At 69.3% G+C, this 23663-nt stretch carries 22 protein-coding genes and 1 pseudogene; 11 read left to right on the top strand and 12 right to left on the bottom strand.

Features of this window, described 5'->3' with window-relative positions:
- Positions 1-17: 17 nt before the first annotated feature.
- Genes DM816_RS21195 through DM816_RS21170 form a run of 6 tightly spaced genes read right to left on the bottom strand, consistent with a single transcriptional unit; the run spans position 18 to position 4800 of the window.
- Positions 18-1583, bottom strand: a complete 1566-nt coding sequence (locus tag DM816_RS21195) for a class I adenylate-forming enzyme family protein (RefSeq protein ID WP_117212074.1) — start codon at positions 1581-1583, stop codon at positions 18-20.
- Complete coding sequence (locus tag DM816_RS21190; RefSeq protein WP_117212073.1) at positions 1580-2011, bottom strand: hypothetical protein; 432 nt, start codon at positions 2009-2011, stop codon at positions 1580-1582. Before DM816_RS21190 ends, DM816_RS21195 begins: the two co-directional genes overlap by 4 nt.
- Entirely contained in the window at positions 2008-2952 is a 945-nt protein-coding gene (locus DM816_RS21185) for a beta-ketoacyl synthase N-terminal-like domain-containing protein (protein WP_117212081.1), read from the bottom strand. The genes DM816_RS21190 and DM816_RS21185 overlap by 4 nt, the downstream gene beginning before the upstream one ends.
- A gap of 19 nt (positions 2953-2971) precedes the next feature.
- Positions 2972-3190, bottom strand: a complete 219-nt coding sequence (locus DM816_RS21180) for a hypothetical protein (protein ID WP_162907674.1) — start codon at positions 3188-3190, stop codon at positions 2972-2974.
- Positions 3191-3454, bottom strand: coding sequence for an acyl carrier protein (locus tag DM816_RS21175; RefSeq protein WP_117212072.1), 264 nt, complete (start codon positions 3452-3454; stop codon positions 3191-3193).
- Entirely contained in the window at positions 3451-4800 is a 1350-nt protein-coding gene (locus DM816_RS21170) for a class I adenylate-forming enzyme family protein (protein ID WP_117212071.1), read from the bottom strand. The genes DM816_RS21175 and DM816_RS21170 overlap by 4 nt, the downstream gene beginning before the upstream one ends.
- Positions 4801-5200: 400 nt before the next feature.
- Between DM816_RS21170 and DM816_RS21165 the strand changes: the two genes are divergently transcribed.
- The 5 genes and pseudogenes from DM816_RS21165 (at position 5201) to DM816_RS21150 (ending at position 11599) form a co-directional block, all read left to right on the top strand.
- Entirely contained in the window at positions 5201-6469 is a 1269-nt protein-coding gene (locus DM816_RS21165; RefSeq protein WP_117212070.1) for an ATP-grasp domain-containing protein, read from the top strand.
- Positions 6470-6507: 38 nt separating this feature from the next.
- Positions 6508-7377, top strand: coding sequence for an alpha/beta hydrolase (locus tag DM816_RS21160; protein ID WP_117212080.1), 870 nt, complete (start codon positions 6508-6510; stop codon positions 7375-7377).
- A gap of 107 nt (positions 7378-7484) precedes the next feature.
- Positions 7485-8009 (top strand): annotated as a pseudogene (locus tag DM816_RS45875) (AfsR/SARP family transcriptional regulator); the annotation flags it as partial.
- Positions 8010-8028: 19 nt separating this feature from the next.
- Positions 8029-10482, top strand: coding sequence for an ATP-binding protein (locus DM816_RS21155; protein ID WP_281274349.1), 2454 nt, complete (start codon positions 8029-8031; stop codon positions 10480-10482).
- Between the two features lie 175 nt (positions 10483-10657).
- Positions 10658-11599 carry an SMP-30/gluconolactonase/LRE family protein gene (locus DM816_RS21150; protein ID WP_117212069.1) on the top strand — a complete coding sequence of 314 codons (942 nt, stop codon included), beginning with the start codon at positions 10658-10660 and terminating at the stop codon, positions 11597-11599.
- A 39-nt stretch (positions 11600-11638) separates the two neighbouring features.
- Here the strand turns inward: DM816_RS21150 and DM816_RS21145 are convergent, their stop codons facing one another.
- Positions 11639-13627: a peptidoglycan DD-metalloendopeptidase family protein gene (locus DM816_RS21145; RefSeq protein WP_117212068.1), complete on the bottom strand. Its 1989-nt coding sequence runs from the start codon at positions 13625-13627 to the stop codon at positions 11639-11641.
- A 114-nt stretch (positions 13628-13741) separates the two neighbouring features.
- Here DM816_RS21145 and DM816_RS21140 point away from each other — a divergent pair, with 114 nt between their 5' ends.
- Positions 13742-14404 (top strand): HEAT repeat domain-containing protein, encoded by a 663-nt coding sequence (locus DM816_RS21140; protein WP_211588787.1) that lies wholly within the window; start codon positions 13742-13744, stop codon positions 14402-14404.
- Between the two features lie 6 nt (positions 14405-14410).
- Positions 14411-15430, top strand: coding sequence for a HEAT repeat domain-containing protein (locus tag DM816_RS21135; protein ID WP_117212066.1), 1020 nt, complete (start codon positions 14411-14413; stop codon positions 15428-15430).
- Here DM816_RS21135 and DM816_RS21130 read toward each other — a convergent pair.
- Together DM816_RS21130 and DM816_RS21125 are read right to left on the bottom strand one after the other, a co-directional pair.
- Positions 15427-16032, bottom strand: a complete 606-nt coding sequence (locus DM816_RS21130) for a hypothetical protein (protein ID WP_117212065.1) — start codon at positions 16030-16032, stop codon at positions 15427-15429. The genes DM816_RS21135 and DM816_RS21130 overlap by 4 nt on opposite strands.
- Positions 16033-16174: 142 nt before the next feature.
- Positions 16175-18109 (bottom strand): S8 family serine peptidase, encoded by a 1935-nt coding sequence (locus DM816_RS21125; RefSeq protein WP_117212064.1) that lies wholly within the window; start codon positions 18107-18109, stop codon positions 16175-16177.
- A gap of 161 nt (positions 18110-18270) precedes the next feature.
- Here DM816_RS21125 and DM816_RS21120 point away from each other — a divergent pair, with 161 nt between their 5' ends.
- A complete protein-coding gene (locus DM816_RS21120; protein ID WP_117212063.1) occupies positions 18271-18759 on the top strand; it encodes an RNA polymerase sigma factor in 489 nt (162 codons plus the stop codon).
- On the top strand, positions 18743-19357 hold the full coding sequence (locus tag DM816_RS21115) for a hypothetical protein (RefSeq protein ID WP_162907673.1): 615 nt from the start codon (positions 18743-18745) through the stop codon (positions 19355-19357). Before DM816_RS21120 ends, DM816_RS21115 begins: the two co-directional genes overlap by 17 nt.
- A 161-nt stretch (positions 19358-19518) precedes the next feature.
- On the opposite strand, the gene DM816_RS21110 is transcribed toward DM816_RS21115, so the two are convergent.
- The 3 genes from DM816_RS21110 to DM816_RS21100 all read right to left on the bottom strand — a co-directional run bounded on the left by DM816_RS21110 (position 19519) and on the right by DM816_RS21100 (position 23058).
- Positions 19519-20232, bottom strand: a complete 714-nt coding sequence (locus tag DM816_RS21110) for a carbonic anhydrase (protein WP_117212061.1) — start codon at positions 20230-20232, stop codon at positions 19519-19521.
- A gap of 114 nt (positions 20233-20346) precedes the next feature.
- Positions 20347-22623 (bottom strand): glycoside hydrolase family 3 C-terminal domain-containing protein, encoded by a 2277-nt coding sequence (locus tag DM816_RS21105; RefSeq protein WP_117212060.1) that lies wholly within the window; start codon positions 22621-22623, stop codon positions 20347-20349.
- Between the two features lie 24 nt (positions 22624-22647).
- Positions 22648-23058 (bottom strand): DUF5709 domain-containing protein, encoded by a 411-nt coding sequence (locus tag DM816_RS21100; RefSeq protein ID WP_117212059.1) that lies wholly within the window; start codon positions 23056-23058, stop codon positions 22648-22650.
- A gap of 85 nt (positions 23059-23143) precedes the next feature.
- Between DM816_RS21100 and DM816_RS21095 the strand changes: the two genes are divergently transcribed.
- Positions 23144-23458, top strand: a complete 315-nt coding sequence (locus DM816_RS21095; RefSeq protein WP_117212058.1) for a PadR family transcriptional regulator — start codon at positions 23144-23146, stop codon at positions 23456-23458.
- A partial coding sequence (locus DM816_RS21090; RefSeq protein ID WP_162907672.1) for a hypothetical protein occupies positions 23455-23663 on the top strand: 209 nt, incomplete at its 3' end. The genes DM816_RS21095 and DM816_RS21090, both read left to right, overlap by 4 nt.

The raw sequence follows: 23663 nt of genomic DNA, 5'->3' as shown, positions 1-23663 counted from the left end.
CCTCCCCCCTCGCCCAGTCATAACGTCGCCAGGTGTCGTTGGCGCATAAGGAACTTGCGCACCTTGCCGGTCGGTCCCGTGACAAGGTCGGCGTCGGTCACCCGGATCACCTTGCGCACGGTCGCGGCGACGTGTGGCTCCAGCGCGGCTGTCACCGCGTCGGGGTCGTAATCGCTGTCGCTCAGCACGAGGATGTCGGTGACGACACGACCGTCCACATTGACCGCGACCACCGTGCAGTCGCGCACCGATGGGTTGGCCGCCAGGATGCGCTCCTCCGACATGGCCGTGTAGAGCCAGTTTCCGCCGCCCAGATCGACCGCGTCCACCGCCCGGTCCATGTGGTAGTAGTAGCCCTCCTCATCGCGGTACATGAGGTCACCGGTGAGGTAGTAACCGAAATATCTGGTACGGAACGTCTGCGCGTGGTCGTTCCAATAGCCCAGCGACAGCGTGGGCGACTTCAGCCCGAGGTGGCCGACCTTGCCCACGGGCATCTCGTCGCCGGTTTCCAGATCGAGGACGCGCACGTCGGCGAACACGTGTGGCTTGCCGACACAGCGCCCGTAGCGGTTGGTGTCGACCCGGTGTCCGATGTGGAACGCCGAGTGCCCCATCTCGGTCGAGCCGATGCCGTCGTAGAACGTCGAGCCCTTGACCCGCTCGCGCTGCCCGTTGGCCGCAACCGTGACGTGGCTGCCGACCGCAACCAGCTTGCGGATGTGCGCCTCGTGCGCGCAGTCGCCGGTGTTGAACCAGATCGCCACCGAGTCCATGTCGCGCTCGGTCAGGTCGTGCCGGGCGAGTTCGGCCCACGTCACGGCGAACCCGAACACCCCCGTCGGCTTCCACCGCTCGATCGCGTCGAGGATCAGTTCGGCATCGTCCTGAGTGGACAGGAACAGTATCTCGGCCCGGTTCACCAGGGCCTGGTTGACGGCGAGGATGCCGGCGGTGTGCGGGGCGGGCAGCGCGCTCAGCACGCGTTCGGTGCCTTGCGCCCGCGGCCCCATCAGACGGATGCGGCGCGTGGCGGCGAACAGGCTGCTGTGCGAGTGGACCACCGCCGTGGGCATGCGGGTGGTGCCGGACGAGTGCGTGATCGCGATCGGGTCGTCCTCGTGGTGCCGGAACGCGCTCGGCGCCTTGGCCGGATCGCCCTTGGCCGACTCGGCCACGTCCCACACCTGCTCGTGCTCGACCGCCCGGCCCGGGTCGGTCAGCACGGCCGTGGCCTTGAGCTTGGCTATGTACTGGTTGGCCACCGGCATCGGGATGTTGGGGTTCATCAGGGCTGGAATCGCTCCCAAGCGATTGAGCGCGAAAAACGTCAGGAAGCAGTCGGCAGACCTCCGCACATACACCGCGACCGGATCGCGCGGCTTGACGCCCCGCTCGTGCAGCCACGCCGCCCGCGCCCGGACGCGCTCGTCGAGCTCGCCCAGGGTCAGCGGGGTGTCCGTATCGAACGCCAGCCCCGGCCCGTGGGGATCGGCGCCGAGCTCCAGCAGCCTCGTCACCACGTTGCCCGCTCCCAGCAGCGGATCGGCCGCAAGCGTGGCCCGCAGGTTGTTGCCCGTCATGGCCGTACTCCTCTCACTAGGACAGCACGCGCGCCGTCACCGACAAAGACCACTAATGCTTCGTCCGCGTCGCCGTCGCGGATGATGATCCGGGCCACCTCGACGCCGCCCTCGATGCCCGGCTCCTCCAGGCAGACGACCGGCCCGCGCAGATCCCACTTGGCGGCGATGTATCCCGCGATCGCGTTGGGCACGGCCTGGAAGAACAGCAGGGGCGAGACGCGCCCGCCGGACGCGGCCGCTCGTGCGGTCTCGACATCTCCGTCAGGGCTCACGATGACGATCGCCGTCGCCGGATTCGGCGTCACGCCCGACAGGCAGCGGCGTGCGACCTCCGCGACCAGTGGGCTGAACGACGACGCGATGAACCCGGCCAGCGCCGGCACACTGTCCTGACTGGACACTTGCGCCTCAGCGAGCACATTCATGGCGCGCTCACCACCAAAGCCGTGTTGGCCCCGCCGAACGCCGAGTTGACCACGAGTGCGTGCCGGATGTCGCCGGCGTGCGGCTCGTCCAGGATCACGTCCACCGGGCATTCCGGGTCCGGCCCGAGATATCCGGCGTTGACCGGCAGCGCGCCCTCGTTCATGGCCAGGATCGTGGTGACGAGCTCGATCAGCGGTGAGGCCTCCAGCGCCTGGCCGTGCAGCGCCTTGGTCGAGCTGACCGGCACGCCCCTGGGCAGGGCTTGCGCCTCGGCCGCGTCGCTCTGCGGCGAACCGGAGCCGTGCGCGTTCACGTAGTCGAGCCCCGGACGGCCCGCTTTCAACAGCGCCCGCTCGATGGCTCGGGCCAGGCCCGAGCCGTCCGGGCGCGGCTGGCACACGTGGTAGGCGTCCCCGGCCCGGCCCCAGCCGTCGATCCACGCCATCGGCTCACGCCGTGGCCTGGCCTCCAGCACGATCGCCGCCACCCCGTCACCGAGCAGCAAGCCCTTGCGCCCCATGCTGAACGGCCGCACCGCGCCGTCCACGGCCAGCGCCCGGCCCGCGTCGAACAGTCCAAACTGGACCGGGTCGACCAGATAGCCCGCCGCCACGACGACCCGTTGGGCGTCGCCGTGCGCGATCGTGCTCGCCGCGTCGGCAACGGCCGTCGACGCGGCCACACACGCGCTGGTGTAGGTGCGGTCGCCGATCCCCATGCGCTGGTGCGCCGCGAGGAAAACCGGGCCTCCCGCTCCCACCTGGCCGATCACCTCGTCCAGCAGCTCGCGCAGGTCGGGCGAGCCGGGCAGGGTCGCCGCGACCCCCACCCGGCGTTGCGCCACATCGAATCGCGTCACCGGGCCGAAGGCCGGCTTGCCCGACAGCACACCGGATAACAGCGCCGCACAGCCGAAGCCGTAGGCGGTGATCGCCGCCATCCCGGTGACCGCCACGCGCTCAAGCACGGGAAAGCACCTCGGAAAGCACCGCCACAGCACCGTCCACTGTGGTCATGCGCATCAGCGAGTCGTCGTCGAGATCGAGCGCGACGGCGTGCCGCTGCTCCACCTGGTGCAGCAGCCACGCCAGCTCCAGCGAGTCGATCCGCTCGCGCACCTGGTCGGGCGTCCGATCCCCATAGGTGGCAAGCAGTTCGACGACCTCCGCGCGCTCCACCTAAGCCGCCGTTTTGGCCAAGCGCGACACGATCGTCGCGGCGAGCTCACCGATGCTCATGGCCGCCACCGTCTCGGACTCCTCGTCGGAGAACTTCACGCCGTACTCGTCCTCGACCCGCACGGCGAGCTCGGCGACGGCGAGCGACTCCAGGTCGACGCCTGCCGACCCGAGCGGGGTCTCGGCGGTCACGTCGTCCACCGGATAGTTCATGGCGGCGATCGCCTGGATGAGAAATTGACGCACGCTGTCCGGAGTGGTCATTTGGAGCTCCTTAGAACTGATTGGGCGCGGACGAGCTTCCCCGTTGCGGTGCGTGGCAGTTGCTCCACAAGATGAATGGCGCGGGGCCGCTTGTACGGCGCGAGCCGCTCACCCAGGGCCGCCTCAAGCTCATCGACACCGGCCGAGGCGACCGCATAGGCCTCAATGCCGTTGTCGAACACGACCACCGCCGCCTCCACCCCCGGCAGGGCCGCGAGCGCGTGCTCGACCTCGGTCAGGTCCACCTTCAGCCCGCCGACCGACACCTGCGAGTCCAGCCGGCCGTGCACGGTGAGCAGGCCCGTGCCCGGGTCCACCGTGCCGGCGTCCTTCGTGCGCAGCCAGCCGTCGGCCCACCGGCCGGGGTCGACCAGCCCGATGTACGGCGAGCGGGGCATGCCGATCAGCAGCTCGCCGTCGTCGGAGCGCACGGTGAGCCCGGGTGCGGGCCGCAGCGACGGGCGGTGCTGTCCAAACAGGTCGGTCGCGATGACGCCGACCTCGGTCATCCCGTACATGTTGCCCAGCGGCACCCCGTAGCGGTCGGTGAATCGCTCGTAGACCTGGGCGCGGACCAGCTCGCCGCCCGTGGTCATCCGCTTGAGCTGCGGGAGCCGGGGCGGGCGCTCGGTCGAGGCGAGCAGTTCGATGTGGAACGGCACGCCGAGCAGGGTCGCCGGGGCTTCCCCGCCCGCGACCGCCTGCAGGATCGCGTCGACCGTGAGTCTCGTCGGCAGGGTGAGCTCGGTGCCCGCGTTGAGGCAGTAGAGCAGCCCGCCCACGAGGCCGAGCACGTGCACGACCGATGCGAGGAGCACGACCCGCTCGCCCGGAAGCGGTACCCCCTCAATAAGTTTGTATCGCTCAATTTCTTCGATGAGGCTATCGGCCGTCCGGGCAATCACTTTGGACGGTCCGGTCGAGCCGGAACTGAGCTGTACCACGCAGTGGTCGGTGGCGGCGGACTCACCGGGATGCGCCGACGGAATGTCCGTGACGTCGTAGAACGCGCGCAGCCCGCCAGGAAGTTTGCCCTCGAAACGCACCACGGCCTGCGGCTTGAGCCGCTCAAGCGCCTGGCCCACCTCGTGATCGGTGAGCCGGTGATCCAAAAGGGACACTTGAGCCCCGATACGCCAGGCGGCCAGCAGGTTTGCCACGTAGGCCAGCGACGGCGGCAGGCGCAACGCCACGGTGCCGCCGGGCTTGATGCCGAGGTCCTCCAGCGCCGATTGGCGTTGTGCCACTTCACGCCGCAGATCGCCGCGGCTCAGCTGCCCGCCGAAATTGAGACAGCCGTCATTGTCCCCGCCCGCAAGCAAGACTTCATCAACCCACGCAGCCATATTTAAACCTGCCAATATCACGTCAATCTCCACCGCCACGGACGTCCCCAATACGTCCCGGCGGGCCCCCGGCGAATGGCAATCTACTTGCGCAAGCGGCTACTCACAATAGGCCGTTGATTTTATTCGAATGGTTAAATCCGCCGAACATTCGAGGTTAGTCGGGCATTTTCATCCCTAAGTATCGACACCTCGATCTCTGCTCAACTCAGCCGACCTCGTGCACCTCGTCGCCCATGTCGGCTGACTTTCATGTACGCGTGGCCTCCTCTCGCGCCCGCCGGGCTGTGTCTCATGGCCGCGGGCGTCTCGCCTCGGCCTCCCGCCCTTATCAGCCGGCTGCCATGTCCGCGTGGCCTCCTCTCGCGCCTACCGGGCCGCAGGGAGTAAGTTTCTCGCCATGCAGCGTACCCATCGACTGCTGATGATCGGAGTGGACCATCAGGCGCTTGAAGCGCTCCCCGCCCACGTCGACGTCACCGTCGTGATTGGAGCGAACGCGCGCGACATCGGCCTGCCGGTGACCCGTGAGGGCGTGCGCATGGTGTTCGCCGACGAGTCGCGCGGCGTCGACCCGGTGCTCAACGCGTTGTACCGCAACGGGTTGACCGAGTTCGACGCCGTCTACGCGCACGACGACATGTCCATGATGACGGCGGCGGCGGTCGGGGCTGTGCTCGGCGCGCGGGCCGTGCCGGCCCGGACGGTCGCGCTGTTCCGCGACAAGTTCCTGCAGAAGCAGCGGTTGCGCCAGGCCGGTGTGATCGTGGCGCGGCACGAGCTCATCGAGGACATCCGGGAGCTGCCAACGGGTTGGCAGCTGCCGTTCGAGCGGGCGGTGGTCAAACCCGTTGCCGGACAGGCGACCCAGTCCACCTTTGTGGTGTCGAACACGGCCGAGGTGGAGCGGATCAGCCGGGACTGCCGGGCGCGCAACGTCGCCGCGCGCACGTTCGTGGTCGAGGAGTTCATCGACGGCGAGGAACTGTTCGCCGACGGGATCGTCAGCGGCGGACGGATGAGGTTTGTGGCGCTTGGCCGGTACCCACAGAATTGCTTGAAGGCGGTCAACGACCGGTCGCCGGTGCGGACCTTCACCCTCGACCCGATATCCGACAAGGCTTATTACAACCAGGCGCTGCCGGTCGTCGAGAAGTCGCTTGCCACGCTTGGGCTTGCCGACGGCATCTTCCACATGGAACTGTTCTCCAGCCAGTACGGCGTGGTGTTCAGCGAGTGCGCGGCCCGCCGGGCCGGCGGACCGATCCGCGATCAGGTGCGCTACAAATTCGGCGTGGACCTGGCCGAGCTCGGCACGATGGCGCTGCTGGGATCCATTGAGGACATCACCTTGTCCAAAAAGGATGGCTGTGTCGCGGGCGCGTTCCTTCCGCTGGTCGAGGGCACGCTGCTGGACCATCCGTCCGAAGCGGAGCTTCTGACGCGCGAGGGTGTGGTGGGCGCGAGGATTTTCGTGCCGCGCGGGCTGCGCACCGCCGCGGCGGGCGGCAACACGTTTGGCCGGATGGGCGAATTCTGGGTGCACGCCCCGACCGCCGCCGAGGCCGGCGAGCTGCTCGACGCCGTGTCGAAGTGGTTCGCCGCCAAGCTTGTCGTTCTTCCGCTGTCGCCGACCATGCGAGAGCTCCGGGCTCTCACACTCAGATAGGAACCGTTGCCGTGCCCATGCATCCACAGGTACAGGCCATGCGCACACGCCGCGAGCGGGCCCGCGCACCACAGCTTTACGCGCTGTCCGTCGCCGAGGCCCGCGAGCTCGATCTGGCCTCCATCCGGGACGCGGGCGGCACGCCCGAACCGGTGCACTCCGTTGTTGACAGTGCGCTGCCCGGGTCCGGCCTGCCGATCCGCGTCTACCGGCCGTCCGAGCGGACCGATCTGCCCGTGCTGGTCTACTTCTTCGGCGGCGGCTGGACGCTGGGCACGATCGACACGAGCGACGCCGTGTGCCGGCGACTGTCCAATCTGGTTGGTTGCGCGGTGGTGGCGGTGGGATACCGGCTCGCGCCGGAGCACAAGTTCCCCACGGCCGTGCACGACTGCTTCGACGCGGTGCTCTGGGCTGCGGCCGAGTTCGGCACGGCCATCGCGGTCGGCGGTGACAGCGCGGGCGGCAACCTGGCGGCGGCCGTGACGCTGCTCGCCCGCGACGAGGGCGTGCCGCTGGCCGCTCAGGTTCTGGTCTATCCGAACACCGATTACGGCGCCGAGACCGACTTCGACGATCCCTTCCTGTTCAACAAGACGTCCGTGGCCTGGTACTGGTCGCACTATCTGGCCAAGCCCGAAGACGGCTTCCACGAGCTGGCCTCGCCACTGCGCGCGAGCTCCCTGGCCGGGCTGCCGCCCGCGCTGGTCATCACCGCCGAGTTCGACCCGCTGCGCGACCAGGCCGAGCTGTACGCCAAGCGGCTGTCCGAGTCCGGTGTGGACACCACACTGTCCCGCTACGACGGCATGATCCACGGCTTCTTCTGCATGGCCGGCGATCTGGAGGCCGGCGCACACGCGCAGGAGGAGGCCGCGGCGTTCCTCAAGGCGAGGCTCAACGCATAGCACCGAACCGGCCCGGCCAAAATGCCGACAGGTTGTTGACGACCGGCGCCCGCGTGCGGTTTCCTGCATCGGGGGTGGGACGGTTGTCGATGCGTGGGGGCTAGATCATGGAGCTTCGCGTGTTGGGACCTGTGGAGATCCACGCGGGGGGCCGCGTGTTCCGTCTCAGCAGGCCGCAACAGGCAGTTGTGCTCGCTGTGTTGATCGCGGAGGTGGGCCGGCCGGTGTCGGCGGACACTCTCGTGGATCGGGTCTGGGGCCAGGCGCCCCCGGATCGGGCGCGCCGGATGTTGCATACGCACATCGCACGGACGCGCAAGGTGCTGGAGCAGGCGAGCGCCTGCGACGGCGAGCCGGCCTCGGTCACCCGCCGGGGCGGGAGTTACGTACTCGACGTTCGGCCGGAGTGCGTCGATCTCAACCGGTTCCGGGATCTGGTCGCGCGGGCCGGGCCGCCCGGCCGGGCCGCCGTCCTGCGCGAGGCGCTCGGTCTGTGGCGGGGCGAGCCGCTGGCGGGCCTCTCCGGTCAATGGGTGGAGCAGGCACGGCATGTGTGGCAGCAGCAACGCCTCCACGCCTTGCTGGAGTGGGCCGATGCCGAGATGGAGGAAGGCGACCCGGTGGCGGTGGTCGAGCGGTTGACCCCGGGAACTGGCGGAGCATCCGCTCGTGGAGCCGATAGCCGCGGCGTTGATGCGAGCCCTGTACGCGGCCGGGCGGGGTGCCGAAGCGCTGGACTGTTTCGCGGCCGTCCGCCGGCGATTGGCCGACGAGCTCGGTACCGATCCCGGGCCGCAGTTGCAGGCGGCCCATCGGGCGGTCCTGCGGGGCGAGGGCGGCCGCCCGGCGGCAACGGCCGGGTTGCGAACGCCCGCCCAGTTGCCCGCCGACGTCGCCGGGTTCACCGGGCGCGAGTGCGAACTGCGCCGGCTGGATCGGCTCCTGACCGGCGACACGCCCACGGCAGGACAGGCCCCGGTGCTGATTTCGGTCGTGTCGGGCATGGCCGGTGTCGGCAAGACGGCACTGGCGGTCCACTGGGCGCACCGAGTCCGCGACCTGTTCCCCGATGGGCAGCTCTACCTCGACCTGCGCGGCTACGACCCGGACCATCCGGTCGGCGCGGCGGACGCGCTGGCCCGATTCCTCGAAGCGTTCGGCGTCCCCCGGTCGAATCTGCCGTCCGGAGTGGACGACCGGGCGGCTCGTTACCGCACCGAGGTCGCCGGGCGGCGCATGCTGATCCTGCTCGACAACGCGTCCACTGTGGACCAGCTCCGGCCGTTGCTGCCCGGGACCGGACCGTCGGCGGTGCTGGTCACCAGCCGCGACAGCCTGGCCGGGCTGGTCGCCGTGTACGGCGCGCACCGCATGGACCTGGACGTGCTCTCCCCCGCCGAGGCGTTTACGTTGCTGCGCCGGCAGATCGGCGCCCGTGCCGATGCCGAACCGGACGCCGTCACCGCGCTGAGCCTGCGGTGCGCCCACCTGCCCCTGGCCCTGCGGGTCGCCGCTGAGCTGGCCGTGTCTCAGCCGTGGACACCGCTGGCGGACCTGGCCGACGAGCAACAGCGGCTCGCCATGCTCGACGCCGGCGGTGATCCGCGGGCCGCCGTGACGGCCGCGTTCTCCTGGTCCCTCAAGCACCTGCCGCCGGACACCGGGCGCGCCTTCGAGTTATTCGGCCTGCAGCCGGGCCCGGACATCGACGGCCACGCCGCGGCGGCGTTGGTCGGCGGCGGGCTCGAACCGGTCCGGCAGGCGTTGACCAGGCTGATCCGGGCGCACCTGATCCACTTCACGGGCCGCGACCGGTACGGCATGCACGACCTGCTGCGCGCCTACGCAGGCAACCTGGCCACCGAGCGGATTTCCGCCGCGGAGCGAAAGACCGCACTGGCCCGGCTGTTCGACCACTACGTGGCGGTGGCCGAGGCCGCCGCTCACCTGCTGTACCCGGCGGAGGCGCCGAAGCCGTCGGTGGACGCCGCGAACGCCACGACAGTCGAGCTGGCCGACCCGGAGGCGGCACGGCAATGGCTCGACACCGAGCGCGGCTGTCTGGTCGCCGTGGCCGCGCACACCGCAACGCACGGCTGGCCCGGCCACACGGTGCGGCTGTCGGCCACGCTCGCCCGCTATCTCGACGGCGGCCACCGCGCCGAGGCGCTTGCCGTGCACGCTCACGGATACCATGCCGCGCAGCAGATCGGCGACGACGCCGGGCTGGCGCACGCCGCCCGCCTGCTCGGCGACGCCCACATGGGCATGCGCCAGCCGGACCGGGCCGCCGACTACCATCGTCGTGCGCTCACCCTGTTCCGGCGGGTCGGCGACGCGGCGGGAGAAGCCTCGGCGCTCAACGGTCTCGGCCGGGACGAACAACTGCGCGGCCGGTTCGGTCCGGCCATCGAGTACCACCGGCGCGCCATGGCCCTGTTCGTGCGGCTCGGCGATCACGCCGGCCAGGCGCGGACCAACAACAAACTGGGAGCCATCGCCGTGCGGCGGGGCAGATTCCAAGCCGCGGCAACGTATTTCGCGCAGGCCCTGGCGTCGTACCGGCTGACCGGCGACGAGACCGGCGAGGCGATCATCCTCAACAACCTCGGCCTCGTGCTGCAGCGGCTGGACCGGTGCGAGGCTGCCGCCGTTCACCTCGACGAAGCGTTGTCACTGGGCCGGCGGCTGGGCAACGTCCACCTTGAAGCCGGAGCACTGGACAATCTCGGCACCGTGCACACCCGGCTGGGCCGGCCACAGCTGGCCGCCCAGTGCCACCGCAGGGCGCTCGCGATCTACGCCGCGATCGGCGAGCGCGACGGCCAAGCGTGGGCGCTCAACGGGCTGGGCGAGGCCGCACGCAGCGCGGGCCGGCCCGTGGAGGCGGTTGCCCAGCACCGTGCCGCGCTGACCATGGCCGGCGACACGGGCTCCGCCGATCAGCGGGCCCGCGCACACACCGGGCTCGGTCACGCGCTGCGCACCCTCGGAAACCTCACCGAGGCGAGCCGACACTACGAGCATGCGCTCGTGCTGTATGCCAAACTCGACGCGCCACAGGCCGAACAGATCCGCGCGACGCTCGCCGAGCTCGCGCAATAGATTGGGTGGCGTGGCGGAGATTCCGGGCCGGGGTGAAGCTGCTTGTCGACTCCAATCGCGACGGCACCAACGTGCTGCGCACCCCGGACTCTGGGACGCGGCCATTCCCGGCGCCGGATTCGCGCGTTAGTCGGTGTGGAGCACCGGGCTCCACTCATACGCAAGGGAATCAAACATGCGAAGCACATCACTGACGCAGCGGGTGGCCGTATCGCTGCTTGTGATTCTGACCGGCGTGACGATGCCGGCGCAGGCCGCGGCGAAGCCCGCAGGCAAGGCGCCCGACACGGAGATCGTCCTGCCGGGAGCCACGTCGGCCGAGGGCATCGCCAAGGGGCACGGCGACACCTTCTACGCCGGAGACCTGTTCACCGGCGACATCTTCAAGGGCAACGTCGAGGACGAGACCGCCGAGTTGTTCATCGACGTGCCCGAGGGGCGGATGGCGGGCGGGATGACCTTCGACCCGCGGCACGATCTGCTCTTCGTGGCGGGCGGCTTCAGCGGCGAGGCCTACGTCTACGACACGAAGACGAAGGCGACGGTCGCCACCTACCAGCTCGCCGACCCCGCGGACACGATCATCAACGATGCCATCTGGACCCGCGAAGGCGTCTGGTTCACCGACAGCCGCCAGCCGCGGCTCTATTTCGTGCCGGTGGACGGCTACGGCGAGCTCGGTCAGTTCAGGACGCTGGAGCTCAGCGGGCCTGCCGCCGATACCAGCAAGGAATTCAACAACAACGGGATCGAGGTCACGGAATGCGGCAGCACGCTGATCGTCGCGCACACCGGAAACGGTGAGCTCTACACGGTCGATCCGGTGACGGGCACGAGCGCGCTGATCGCGGGGATCAGCGTGCCGAACGTCGACGGGATCGTGCTCGACGGCCGCCGGCTGTGGGCGGTGCAGAACTTCTCCAACCAGGTCACGCGGATCAAGCTGGCCGACGACCTGAGCAGCGGGGAGGTGAGGAAGGTCATCACCAGCGAGCTGTTCCAGGTCCCGAGCACCGCGGCCCTGTTCGGCGACACTCTGGCGGTGGTGAACGCGAAGTTCGACACCGGACTCCCGCCGACCGCGGACGAGTACGAGGTCGTGCTGGTGCGCGCCTGAGCTGGAGGTCGCGTCCACATTGGACGCGACCTCCACGCTTCACGCGTTGCGCCAACCCACTGCGAAGTTGGCCACGCCACTGCGGTCGTAGCCCGCGATGCAGCGGGTGACCAGGCCCTGATCCGTCCAGCTGATCAGGTTGGCCTGGATGCCTTCCAGGTCGAGATGGTGCCGGCCGACCGTGCCGCCGCTGCCACCCGGGCTGGACGCGAAGATCGCCGAGAACATCGGCGCGCCGTTGTGCTGGCACGCAGACAGATAAAACAGATAGCGCCCGGCCTCGTAGTTGTCGTTCCACTGTTGCTGATAGTCGGCCGCCGTGAGCCATGATGCCGCGACGAACCCGCCGATGTTCTGCTTGACGTACAGGCCGGAGAACTGCGGGCTGTTGCCCGGTGACACGATCGAGATGTTGAGCGAGGCGTAGCCCTGCCCGGTGTAGGTGTTGAACAGCGACTGGTGGGTCGCCCCTGTTTTGCCGCCGTAGGCCTGCCAGTCGGGGCCCGCCTGGTACACCCCGCAGAGCGCATATTGGACGGTGGAGCCGTTCATGTAGCTCGCGAGGTTGACCGGCTGGATGCCCTCGGTGCGGTACTTGCTCAGTTCGGCGTTGAGGTCGGCCAGGGACATGCCGTGCCGGGCGATCCAGCCGAGCCCGCCCGTGGGCCGGAAGATGGCGTTCACGAAGGTCGCGCCGCCCACCTCGTACCCGTCAAACCACACCGGGCGATAGCCGACCGCCGTGACCCGGTTGAAGACCGTTTGATAGTCGGCAAGCCGCACCCCGTAGATGGTGATTTCCTTTTTTCCCGGGGGGTACCAGGTGGGCTTCGTCGCCGCCGGCCAGATGAGCATGGTCGTGTTGGGGATGCCCCGCCCACCGGCCGACAGCCACGCGGACGAGTCGGGGTTGAAGGGCGTGTTGCTCGACTGCGCCACCATCCACGCGCTGCCCTGCGCCCACGGCCGCAGCGCCCACGTGCCCTCGCGGCGCACCTCCAGGTGGATGTGTGGGGCCGACGAGTTGCCCGAGTTTCCGGCGCGCCCCAGGATCTGCCCTTGCGTGACAGCGGTTCCGGGGGTGAGCGAAGCCGGGATCGTACCGTTGCGCATGTGCGTGTAGCGCACGAGCTCGGTCCCGTGCTGGATCCACAGATGGTTGCCGTCCACCGGGTTCGGTGTCGGGTTGGGCAGCTGGCCGATGACCGTGTTGTCGGGCATGCCGTCGAAGCGCTCGACCACCACGCCGGCGGCGACCGCGCGCACCGGCTTGTTCCAGATCCGGAAGTGCTCGTTGGCCGTGCCGTCGGTGCCCGGCAGCAGATCGCTCCATGCGCCGGCCACCTGGTCCCAGCCTTTGACGCCCACGTCGTGGGCGTAGATCTGCGTGCCACCGCTGCCGCCGTTGGCCCAGTGTTCGCCCCGCGCCGCCATGACCTCGCCGACGCGCATATCCGACACCGCGAACGGCATGGGGTAGCCGCCGGCCTTCGGGCACACGTAGGCGGTCAGGCTCAGCGCGGACGACTGGGCCGCGTCGGCGAATCCTGAGCATGTCACCAGCGCGCGGATCTGTGCGGGCGCGGGCACGCCCAGATAGACCGCGTTGTCGACGGACACATTGTTGACCGTGGTTTTGCCGTTGGACCAGTTCTTCGTGGCGCCCGGCGCGATCGTGTTGTCCTGGCTGGAAAACAGCTCCTTGACGCCCTGCATCACCTTGTTGGCCACGCCCGAGCCGGGAAACGTGAACGTGATGCCGGTGACGGTCACCGTCGCGGGACCATTGTTGGTGATCGTGAGCCGGAAGATGAGCTTGGCGGTCTCAGAGCCCAGCGCGGTCGACGGCGCGAGCTTGAGGAAGCGCGCCGAGCCGCCTTCGAGCGGCTCCAGCGTGATGGTCAGGTTGGGTGCCGCGGCATGGGCCGGGCTCTGCATGACGAGGGCTGCGGCGGGCACAGCCGCAGCGGTGGCCAGCACCGTGCGCCGCGCGACGCCGCCGCCGATCGGTTCGTGTTCAACAGACATGCCTCGTGTGTAGTGGGCTCGCGTTGTGGAACCGTTGTGATCGCCGGCTGCTGAGCTTGACCTTGACACAGTGACAAGGTCTTCAGTGGGTCAAGGAGGTGATTCCCGATGACCATGCCGAGAGCGGACGCGAACCCGATGCGGGTTCTCCAGGGTCTGGAGAACGGCAGCTCGTCAGTGCGGCTGCAGGCAGCACTGGCGGCCGGCACGAGCCCTGACCCACGGCTGATTGACAAACTCATCGAGCGATGCGCGATCGAGCCCGACTTTTATGTGCGGGAAATGCTGACGTGGGCGCTCATCCGCCATCCAGCGTCAATGGCGGTCCCCAAGCTCGTCAATGAGCTTCGCTCGGAGCACGCACAGGCACGAAGCCAGGCGTTGCACACGCTGTCCAAAATCAGTGATCGGCGAGCGTGGCCGGCGATCACCCGGGCGCTTCTGACCGATGCCGACGACGAGGTGGCGCGAAGCGCCTGGCGAGCGGCGGTCGTCCTCGTGCCCGAGGGTGAAGAACCCGCGTTGGCCGCGGTGTTGGCCACACAGCTCGGGCGCGGCGAGCGTGCGACGCGGTTGAGCCTCAGCCGGGCGCTGATCACGCTGGGTGAGACAATCATGCCGGCCCTGCGCGCCGCGATGACGGATCCCGACCCTCGCGTGCGTCACCACGCGATCGCCACCGAACGGCTGTCGCGCGACCCGGACGCCGGGTTCGAGTTCGCGATCGAGGAGGCGAAACGCGTCGTGGCCCTCGGCACGACCAGTCAGGAGGGGTGACAGGCGGTGTTGATCGGTGATGTGGCCCGACGGTCCGGGGTCAGCGCCCGCATGCTCAGGCATTACGACTCGCTCGGCCTGGTGCGGCCGACGGGTCGTAGCGGCGCCGGATACCGGGAATACTCCACAGAGGACATCCGGCGGATCTTCCATATCGAGAGTCTGCGGTCATTGGGGCTGTCGCTGCGTGAAGTCAAGCGCGCGTTGGATGATCCGGGCTTCACGCCCTCGGGGCTCGTCGATGATCTCATCCGCCAGACGCGGGAACGCATCGCACGTGAGACGGAGCTGCTCACGCGACTGCGTCGGATCGGCGCCGCGGAACCCGCCGACTGGAAGGACGTGCTGCAGATCGTCGCACTACTCCAGGCGCTGGGGTCGGACAGCGCCGGGAAGCGCCAGCGCGCGGCCTTGGCGTCGGTCGAAGAGGTGCCCGTGCCGGTGGAAGCACTGGTCGAGGCAGCGCTGAACGAGTCGGACCCGAACGTCGCCGGAGCCCTTCGATGGGCTCTGGCGCAATCGGGCGACGGCGGATTGCCGCTGCTGGCGAAGGGCCTCGGCGCACCAATAGCCGAGATGCGCAAACGTGCCGTCCAGTGCATCGCCGAGATTCCCGGCGGTGAGGCGACCGCACTGCTGCAGGGCGCCCTCACCAACTCCGACATCGTGGTCCGCAGATGTGCGGCTCTGGCGCTCGGGGCGCGCGGAGTCGCCGACGCGGTCCCGACGCTCATCGATATGGTCGTGGATGAGGTGAACGACGTTGATGCCGCCGACGCACTGAGCGCGCTGGCGAGTGATCCCACATTGGCGGATCGGATCGCTGCCACGCTCGTCGATCGCCTCGCCCACGGCACCGTTGCCTCCTCCGCACGTCGACGGCTGGCACAGGCACTAGCGGGAATCCCGGGGACCACGGCGTCACAGGCCCTTGCAGATCTGTCACATGACGCCGACCGCGCTGTCGCGCTCACCGCGGCATACATACTCAAGCTGCGCGGCGACATCCATCGCTCGGGACGTTAAGTGAGCAGATCGCGTAGGCGCTCCGGGATGGACAGATGGGTGTCGTCGCCGTCGACGCGGACGCGGAGGTTGGTGAACTCGCCGTCGTGGGCCCAGAAGACCTCGTGGGAAAGCGGCGCGGGATTGCCCCGCATGAGCTCACCGGTCAGCTGCGAGAGAAATCCGGCCATGCCCAGGGTCGCCGCCGAACGGATCGGCACGGCGCAGAAGGCGTTGGCAATGGGCAGACTCACCAGCGCTCCGAGCGGCAACCGCTGCCGCAAAGCCTTGTCCAGCCGGAAGACGTGGCCCGCGCCGGGCATGCCCGTGCCGTTCACGGAAAAGAGCGTGGAGTCGTCGGTACCGAAGGTCTGCACGTTCAGCTGATCGGCGTGCATGTTCACCAGTGCCGTGTTCCACAGCGCCCACGGCCGCATCCGCCAGGCGGCGGCCACATGCTCGGGCACGACGAGTGCGTCGTTGCCGTTGAGCACGCAGAGGACCCCAACCAGGCTGTCGCCGACCGGCCGGGCGATAGGGTCGGTGCCTATGTCGCTGCCGGCGGGGGCGACGACGAGCCGCAGCGCGCGCCGCCATTGGGCCGGTTTCAGGGCAAGCAACACCTGTCACGGGCCATGCTCCGAACAGACGGAGGGTGTCCTTCCACGACCGAAGAGCGCCATCGTTGCAGACTGCCACACCGCATGCGGCCCGGCACGGTCCAGGGGCGACCGTTGCGCACGGGCCGCCCCTGGATCGATCTCGCTAGCGGGTTCCCTGGTTAGCCCATCTCCAGAACGCGCCGTCGAACCAATTGACCCACACGTTGGTGTCGCCGCCGCGCACGAACACGTACGGCCGGTTGCCGTCGAGTGTCACCGCGCCGATGGCCTGCTCCGGTGTGGTGTTGGCCGGCCTGCCCTGGTTGGCCCAGTTCCATTGGCCGTTCCACCAATTGACCCACATATTCCCGTCCGTGCCGCGCACGAACACGAACGGCTTGTTCCCGTCGACGGTCACCGCGCCGACCCCGGATTCGATAGGCCCGCCTGGGCGGCCCTGGTCCGACCACGTCCACGTGGACCCGTTGAACCAGTTGACCCATAGATTGCCGTCGGTACCACGCACGAAGACAAACGGCTTGTTGCCTCCGTCGACCGTGACCACCCCGATCCCGCTGTCGACCGCACCGCCGCCGGGCCGCCCCTGATCGGCCCACTGCCACGTGCTGCCGTTCCACCAATTGACCCACAGGTTTCCGTCGGTGCCGCGGACGAAGGCGAACGGCTTCGTGCCGTTCTCCACCGTCACCACACCGACCCCGCTGTCCACGCCACCGCTGCCCGGACGGCCCTGGTTGGCCCACTGCCAAGCACCGCCGTCCCACCAGTTGAGCCACAGATTGCCGTCCGCGCCGCGCACGAACGTGTGTGGCCGGTTTCCGTCCACGAGCACCGAGCCGACGGCGTCGGGGTTCGAGCCGCCGATGTCCGCGTACAGCAAGCGGTTGGTGGTCCCCGTCGCCGGGTTGGTGTTGACCACCGCGACGCTGGCCGCCTGCACGATCGCATCCCGGACCTGCTGCGGCGTGGCGCCCGGATGGCGTTGCAGGTAGCGCGCCGCGACGCCCGCCACGTGCGGGCTGGCCATCGAGGTGCCGTTGAGCGTGTTGGTGGCCGTGTCGGAACTCCGCCACGCGGACGTGATGCCCACGCCCGGCGCGAAGATGTCCACGCAGGGCCCGATGTTCGCCCAGATCGGCTTGGCGTCGGCCTGGTCGGTGGCGCTCACCGTGATGGCGGCGGGAACCCGCGCCGGAGACGTGGAACAGGCGTCGACCGCGTTGCCCCCGACGCCGTTGCCCGCGGCGATCGCATAGGTGAGCCCGGTGGCGATCGAGGCGCCGACCGCGTCGTCCACCGGCTGGAAGACCGTGTTGCTGCCGAGGCTCATGTTGACGACCGCGGGCCGGACGGCGTTCCGGGTGACCCAGTCGACGCCCGCGATCACTCCGCTGAACATGCCCGAGCCGGCGCAGTCGAGCACCCGGACCGCCACCAACCGGACCGCCTTGGCCACGCCGAACTGGGCGCCGCCGATGGTTCCGGCCACGTGCGTGCCGTGCCCTTGGCAGTCGTCGGCGATCGCGTCGTTGTCGATGAAGTCGAAGCCGTACCGGGCCCGCCCCTCGAAGGTGGTGTGGCTGATGCGGATCCCGGTGTCGATCACGTATGCGGTGACGTTGGCTCCCGTGGTCGCGTAGGTGTAACGCTGGTCCAGCGGGCGGCTTCGCTGATCGATCCGGTCCAGGCCGTACGACGGCGGGTTCTGCTGTGTCGCCTGGACGCTCACGACACCGTCCTGCGCCACGTAGGCGACCGCTGGGTCCGCGGCCAACTTGCGTGCCTGTTGCTCGCCCATGCTGACCGCGAAGCCCCGCAGCGCGGAGGCATAGGTGTGGCGCAGCACGCCGCCATAGGCGCTCGCCAGCGACTGCGCCTTGACCGAAACACCCTGCGCGGTCATCAACCGGTCTTCGAGGACCACGATGTAGCTGTCCTTGACCGCTTGCCCGTCGGGCGCGGGCAGCAGCGTGCCCGTCGCGGGCGCCGCCTGCCCCGGACTGGAAAGTCCAGATAGGACAAGCACCGCCACCGTTGCCGCCGTAGTGGCGATGCCACGCGGCAGTCTCACTCGCATATAGCTTCCTCCTCCGTGCGCCGGGGAGTTCCGGCGCGGCGAGGCTATGCGGCACACCTTGTTCAAGCCCTTATCGGCGAGCTTCCGGGCCTGCTCAGCGGTCATACAAATGCACGGGTGGCCGGCGCAACCCGGCGTCACGGCGAAACGTGTAGTCGGCGATGACGGACTTCGACGAGTTTTACGCGGCACACTACGCAGACCTGGTGGTGCAGATCTACGCCTACTTCGGCGACCGCCAGGAGGCGCAAGACGTTGTGCAGGAGGCGTTTTGCCGTGCGCTGGCCAACTGGCGCCGGGTGGCCGGATACGACGATCCGGCCAAGTGGGTGCGCCGCGTCGCGTGGAACCTGGCCACCAGCCGGTGGCGGCGGGCACGCACGGCGCTGCGCTATCTGCTCCGCCAACGCGCGGAGGAGCCCGTCGTCGACGGGCCCGGCCCCGAGCGGGTCGCGCTCATGCAGGCGCTGCTGGCGCTGCCGGACGCGCACCGGCGCGCGATGGTGCTGCACTACCTGGCCGATCTGCCGGTCGCCGAGATCGCTCAGCGCGAACGGGTCCCGGAGGGCACGGTGAAGTCGTGGCTGCACCGGGGAAGGCTCGCGCTGGCCGCCCACTTTACGGAGGTTGAGAATGATGCTGTCCGATGACGACACCCGCGCCGAGTTTGCCCGCATGCGCGAGACCGTGCTCCGCGAGGTCCGCCCGCCGGGCACGGCCGCCGCGCACCTCACCCTGACCAGGCGCCGCCGGCGGCTCGCGGCCGCGTCCAGCGCAGTGTTCGTGGTGGCCGTGGCGGGCGGGGTCGCGTTCGCACAACCGAAACCCGGCCCGCCCGTGACCACACCGCTGGTGATCGAGACGACCGAGGCCGGCTCCGCGGCGCCTCCGCCCGACACGCGGGTGCACCCCAGCCTGCCGGAGACCACCGCCCTGCACGACGTCACGAGGATGCGCGTCAAGGCCGGCAACGCCGGACCGCTGAGGTTCACCTTCGTATGTTCGGGTTCCGGATCGGGTCGTGCCACGGTGAAGAGCGAGACCGCATCCGTCACGGTGACGGTCACGTGCGGCACGCCGCCGGTCTCGACGCCCATCGAGCTCGATGCGCCACCGGATCCGGCGTGGGTCGACTTTGCCATCGATTGGGATGCCGGCACGCGACTGACCGTGACCCCCGACGGCTGGGCCCTGCAGGTGCTTGACGCGGAAGGAAAACTGACAATCATGCAAAGAAAGTCCACATAGGACAGGCACCGGTCCCGCCCGGTCAGGACCAGGACGAGCCGTTCAGCTTCGTCACGGACCTGGCCGGGCGGGGCGCGAGAGGCCGCAGGAAACGCCTGCGGCCACGGGGTCTGGCCGGGCGGTTGTGGCCGGCGCGGCACCGTCGCGAATGGGACGGCCGGTCAGCGAACCAGTGTGACCCGGCCGGTGTCGAGGTCGTATCGCGCGCCGACCACCGCGAGCGTGCCCGCCTCGACCTTCTCCCGGATGATGTCGCTGGTCCGCACGAGCGCCCGAGCCTGCGCCCGCACGTTGGCGGACACCGCGTTGTCCACCTTGTCGCCGGGCCGGTGGAGCACGGGCTCGATGATCGGGCGGAGGGCATCGACGATCGCCCCGATGTGCCCCGGCACGTGCGCGCCCGTCTCGATCGCCTCGATCGTTGCCGTGATGGCACCGCACCGCTCGTGCCCGAGCACGAGCAGCAGCGGCGGCTCGAAGTGCTCAACCGCGTATTCGATGCTGCCCAGCAGGATGTCGTCGACGACGTTGCCGGCCACCCGGTTGTCGAAGATGTCACCCAGCCCCTGGTCGAACAGGAGCTCGGGCGGCACCCGCGAGTCGGCGCAGCCGAGCGTGACGACGAACGGGTGCTGCCCGGCGGCCAGCTCACGCAGGCGGTCGACGGACTGGTGCGGATGGTTGGCGTGCCCGCTGGCGAAGCGGTGGTTGCCGGTCAGCAGCCGCTGCAGTGCGGCACGGGGCGTGGCCGGGTCGGAATCGGAAACGGTGGGTGCGGCGGATGCTACGCCGGGGGTGGCGGCGAGCCCGGCAGCGCCGGCGATCAGACCACCGGCGGCGAGCAGAGCCCGTCGCGGCACAGCTTGGTGCGCCATGGGATCTCCTGGAACGAATAGGGGGTCAACCTTCAACCCGATCCTTGACCCGAATGCGTGCCCAGAGGAACAGCTGACACCTGCGATCTGGCCCACACAGCCGAGGTGGAGTGGTCACCGCGGGTGGAAAGAAGCCGACAGCCGCCGGTCGTCGATGCTGTGCGCCGCCTCGATGAGGTATGCGCCCGGCACGGTCCGCCAGCCGCTGTCCCACACCTGGAACGCGCGCTCCGGCAACGGGATCGCCACGGCGACGGTCTCGCCCGGCCCGGCCTCGGCAACGGCGAAACCCGCCAGCCAGCGGACCGGGCGGGTGTCGTCGGGCTCCCGCGGCGCCACATAGACCTGCACCACCTCGCGTCCACTTCGGACACCGGTGTTGCGGACCGTCACGCGGGCTGAGTCACCCTCGATCTCCAGCCCGAGATATTCCCATGTGGTGTAGCCGAGTCCGTGGCCGAAGGCGAATCTGGGCGTCGTGTCGCCGCGCTGCCATAGCAAGTACCCGATGAAAATGTCCTCCGAATAGGACAGCACCCCATCGGCAGGCGTCGTCGACAGCACCGGTGAGTCGGATGCGCTCACCGGCCACGTGGTCGGCAACCGCCCACCCGGCTCGGACTCTCCAAACAGGACATCAGCCAGCGCGTTGCCGGCCTCCTGCCCCGGAAACCACGTCAGCAGCACGGCCGCGACCTCGTCCACCCACGGCAGCTCCACCGGAGACCCGGCGTTGACGACCACCACGGTCCGCGGATTGACCCGCGCCACCCGCGAAACGAGCTCGTCCTGCCTGCCGGGAAGCCGCAACGTGGTGCGGTCGAAGCCCTCGGACTCCACCTCCTCGGTCGTGCCCACCACGACCACGGCCACGTCCGCCGCACGCGCGACCGCCACCGCCTCGTCGATCAGCTCCTCCGGGGTGCCCACCGGCTCGCCGTGGCCCAGCGCGAACGAAATCAGCGGGATCGCGACCTCATGCCGCACAACGACTTCTACCTCCTCACCGGCGGCGAGCTCCAGCGGGAAGCGTCGCTCGGGCGGGGACAGGAACACCGCCGCGGGATCGCCCGAGTCGGGCTCGATGGTGCCCGCGAACAACGTGCGCCCTCCGGCCGTCAGTGAAAACGTGCCGATGCCCCGGATCGCCAGCTCGTGCGTGCCGCCCCGGGACGCGGCGATCCGCCCGCTGAGCGTGACAGCCTCCGGCATCAGCCCGTCCGGCAGCTCCATCCACCGGGCTTCACCGTCCGGAAGCGTTGCCTCATAAGAAGTCCCGATGAACCGCGCGACAAACGGGCCCGGCGCGGGCGGCAGTTTGGTCCGCGGGTCGGCACCGATCGCATAGACCGCATCGATCGCTTCCACCGGTGCCACCGTCTTGGCCGGATAGACCTGCGCGCTCCCGCCACCCATGACCCGCGCATCCTTGGCCAGCGCACCAATGAGCGCGATCCGGGCGCCCCGCTCCAGCGGGAGCACACCATCGTTGACCGCCAGCACGAACGAGCGCGCCGCGACCTCGCGCGCCAGCGCCACTCCGTCCACAGTGGGCAGATCCCGCTTCGCACGCACCCTTTCATAAAGCCGCAGGACCCGCGCCACAGCGTCGTCCACCAACGACTCCGGCACGTCGCCGCTGCGCACGGCGTCGACAAGCGCGTCGCCCCAAGGGCTTCCGAACGCGGGCATCGCGATGTCCAGCCCTCCGACCATGGCAGCGACGGTGTCGTGCGCCGCGCCCCAGTCCGACACGATGACGCCGTCGAATCCCCACTCTCCCTTGAGAATCTCGCGTTGCAGGCGGGCATGCTCGGTCATGGTCGTGCCGTTGACGGCGTTGTAGGCCGCCATCACGCCCCAGGCCCCGCCTTCCCGCACAATCGTCTCGAACGGCGCCAGATATAGCTCCCGCAACGCCCGCTCGCTGACCCTAACGTCCACGGTGAACCGGTCGGTCTCGGAGTCGTTGGCCACGAAGTGTTTCACCACCGCGGCCACGCCGTGCTCCTGCACACCGCGCACATAGGCCACACCGATCGCACCGCTCAGCACGGGATCCTCCGAATAGGCCTCGAAATGCCTTCCGCCATAAGGACTCCGGTGCAGGTTCACGGTCGGCGCGAGCAGCACGTGCACGCCCTTGCGCCGCGCCTCCTGCCCGAGCAGCCGCCCGACCCGCTGGGCCAGCGACACATCCCAGGTCGCGGCGAGCGCGGTCGGGCTGGGCAGCGCGATCGACGGATCGCCCGCGGTCCACTGGGTGCCGCGCACCCCAATCGGCCCGTCCGACATCACGATGGGCTCGGGCACACCGAGCTCGGGCACGGCGGGCAGCGTCCACATGTCCTGCCCGGACAGCAGCCGGACCTTGACTGAAAGCGAAACCATGCGCTCATCGTGTCACGGCCCGAGCTATTGATCATCCTCCAGCAGCGCCTGGTCCATCGCCTCGTCGTCCACAATCTCGTGCATCGCCGCTTCCTCGGCGCTGAGCCCTTCGTGCTCGCCCGAGTCGGAGGCGATGGACTGCGGCTCGTCGTCCTCGCGGGCGCCCTCGTCGGGTTCGACCAACCGGCCGACGTCCCGGCCGGGCAGGGGCTCGTCGATGTCGATGGCGACGCCGCGCTCGTCGACCGAGTCGGGGCCGACATCGGGTTCCTCGTGCGTGACGCGGGCCTTGAGCGGGCCGCTCTCCTTCTCGGTCGGCTCTTCGGCGGGCATCGCGGGCGGGGAGTCCTCCAGGCGCGGGTGGCGAGGATCGTCCCATGCCGTCGAGGTGTCGTCCGCGACCTCCGGTATTCCTTCCGCCTCTGGGTGGCTCATCTTCAGCCGATACCCGCCCGTTGCGGCGCTCAACCATCTTCTGCTACGTTCGGCGATAGTACGCACGACGTAGTAGGGGGTGCACATGACAGGCCTCGCGGACCTGGGCCGCTTCTCCGAGCCCGCCCTGCTCGTCATGATCAGTCTGGCCGACGGGCCCAAGCACGGCTACGCCATGCAGGAGGACATCGCCGCGCTCAGCGGCGACCGCCCCGGGCCGGGCACGCTCTACGGTGCGATCCGCCGGCTGGAGGAGCGTGGCCTGATCGCGGCCCTGCCCGAGCACGACCGGCGCAAGCCCTACGAGCTCACCGACGCCGGGCGCAATATCCTGCGGGCCGAGCTGAGCCGCATCCGCGCCGTCGCGACCACCGGCCTGCGCCGGCTGGCGATCTCATGACGGCGCGCGAGACCGCGATCCGGCTCGTCCTCGGGCTCTATCCCGCCCATGTGCGCGACCGCTATGGCGAGGAGATCGCCGATCTGCTGCGCCACTCCCCCACCCCCGCCCGCGACCTGGCCAACGTGGCGTGGACCGCCATGACCGAACCCGGAGACACCCCCACCATGACAAACTTTGGCCGCGCCGCGGCACTCGTCGGCAC

It is taken from the genome of Allorhizocola rhizosphaerae, from assembly GCF_003426775.1.
GTDB classification, from domain to species: Bacteria; Actinomycetota; Actinomycetes; order Mycobacteriales; family Micromonosporaceae; genus Allorhizocola; species Allorhizocola rhizosphaerae.
This window is presented reverse-complemented; position numbering and strand designations above follow the sequence as displayed.

Excerpts from the sequence above, each read along its gene's own strand:
- DM816_RS21195 (WP_117212074.1), bottom strand. The coding sequence starts at position 1,583 with ATGACGGGCAACAACCTGCGGGCCACGCTTGCGGCCGATCCGCTGCTG.
- DM816_RS21190 (WP_117212073.1), bottom strand. The coding sequence starts at position 2,011 with ATGAATGTGCTCGCTGAGGCGCAAGTGTCCAGTCAGGACAGTGTGCCG.
- DM816_RS21185 (WP_117212081.1), bottom strand. The coding sequence starts at position 2,952 with ATGGCGGCGATCACCGCCTACGGCTTCGGCTGTGCGGCGCTGTTATCC.
- DM816_RS21175 (WP_117212072.1), bottom strand. The coding sequence starts at position 3,454 with ATGACCACTCCGGACAGCGTGCGTCAATTTCTCATCCAGGCGATCGCC.
- DM816_RS21170 (WP_117212071.1), bottom strand. The coding sequence starts at position 4,800 with ATGGCTGCGTGGGTTGATGAAGTCTTGCTTGCGGGCGGGGACAATGAC.
- DM816_RS21165 (WP_117212070.1), top strand. The coding sequence starts at position 5,201 with ATGCAGCGTACCCATCGACTGCTGATGATCGGAGTGGACCATCAGGCG.
- DM816_RS21160 (WP_117212080.1), top strand. The coding sequence starts at position 6,508 with ATGCGCACACGCCGCGAGCGGGCCCGCGCACCACAGCTTTACGCGCTG.
- DM816_RS21150 (WP_117212069.1), top strand. The coding sequence starts at position 10,658 with ATGCGAAGCACATCACTGACGCAGCGGGTGGCCGTATCGCTGCTTGTG.
- DM816_RS21145 (WP_117212068.1), bottom strand. The coding sequence starts at position 13,627 with ATGTCTGTTGAACACGAACCGATCGGCGGCGGCGTCGCGCGGCGCACG.
- DM816_RS21140 (WP_211588787.1), top strand. The coding sequence starts at position 13,742 with ATGCCGAGAGCGGACGCGAACCCGATGCGGGTTCTCCAGGGTCTGGAG.
- DM816_RS21125 (WP_117212064.1), bottom strand. The coding sequence starts at position 18,109 with ATGCGAGTGAGACTGCCGCGTGGCATCGCCACTACGGCGGCAACGGTG.
- DM816_RS21120 (WP_117212063.1), top strand. The coding sequence starts at position 18,271 with ATGACGGACTTCGACGAGTTTTACGCGGCACACTACGCAGACCTGGTG.
- DM816_RS21115 (WP_162907673.1), top strand. The coding sequence starts at position 18,743 with ATGATGCTGTCCGATGACGACACCCGCGCCGAGTTTGCCCGCATGCGC.
- DM816_RS21110 (WP_117212061.1), bottom strand. The coding sequence starts at position 20,232 with ATGGCGCACCAAGCTGTGCCGCGACGGGCTCTGCTCGCCGCCGGTGGT.
- DM816_RS21105 (WP_117212060.1), bottom strand. The coding sequence starts at position 22,623 with ATGGTTTCGCTTTCAGTCAAGGTCCGGCTGCTGTCCGGGCAGGACATG.
- DM816_RS21100 (WP_117212059.1), bottom strand. The coding sequence starts at position 23,058 with ATGAGCCACCCAGAGGCGGAAGGAATACCGGAGGTCGCGGACGACACC.
- DM816_RS21095 (WP_117212058.1), top strand. The coding sequence starts at position 23,144 with ATGACAGGCCTCGCGGACCTGGGCCGCTTCTCCGAGCCCGCCCTGCTC.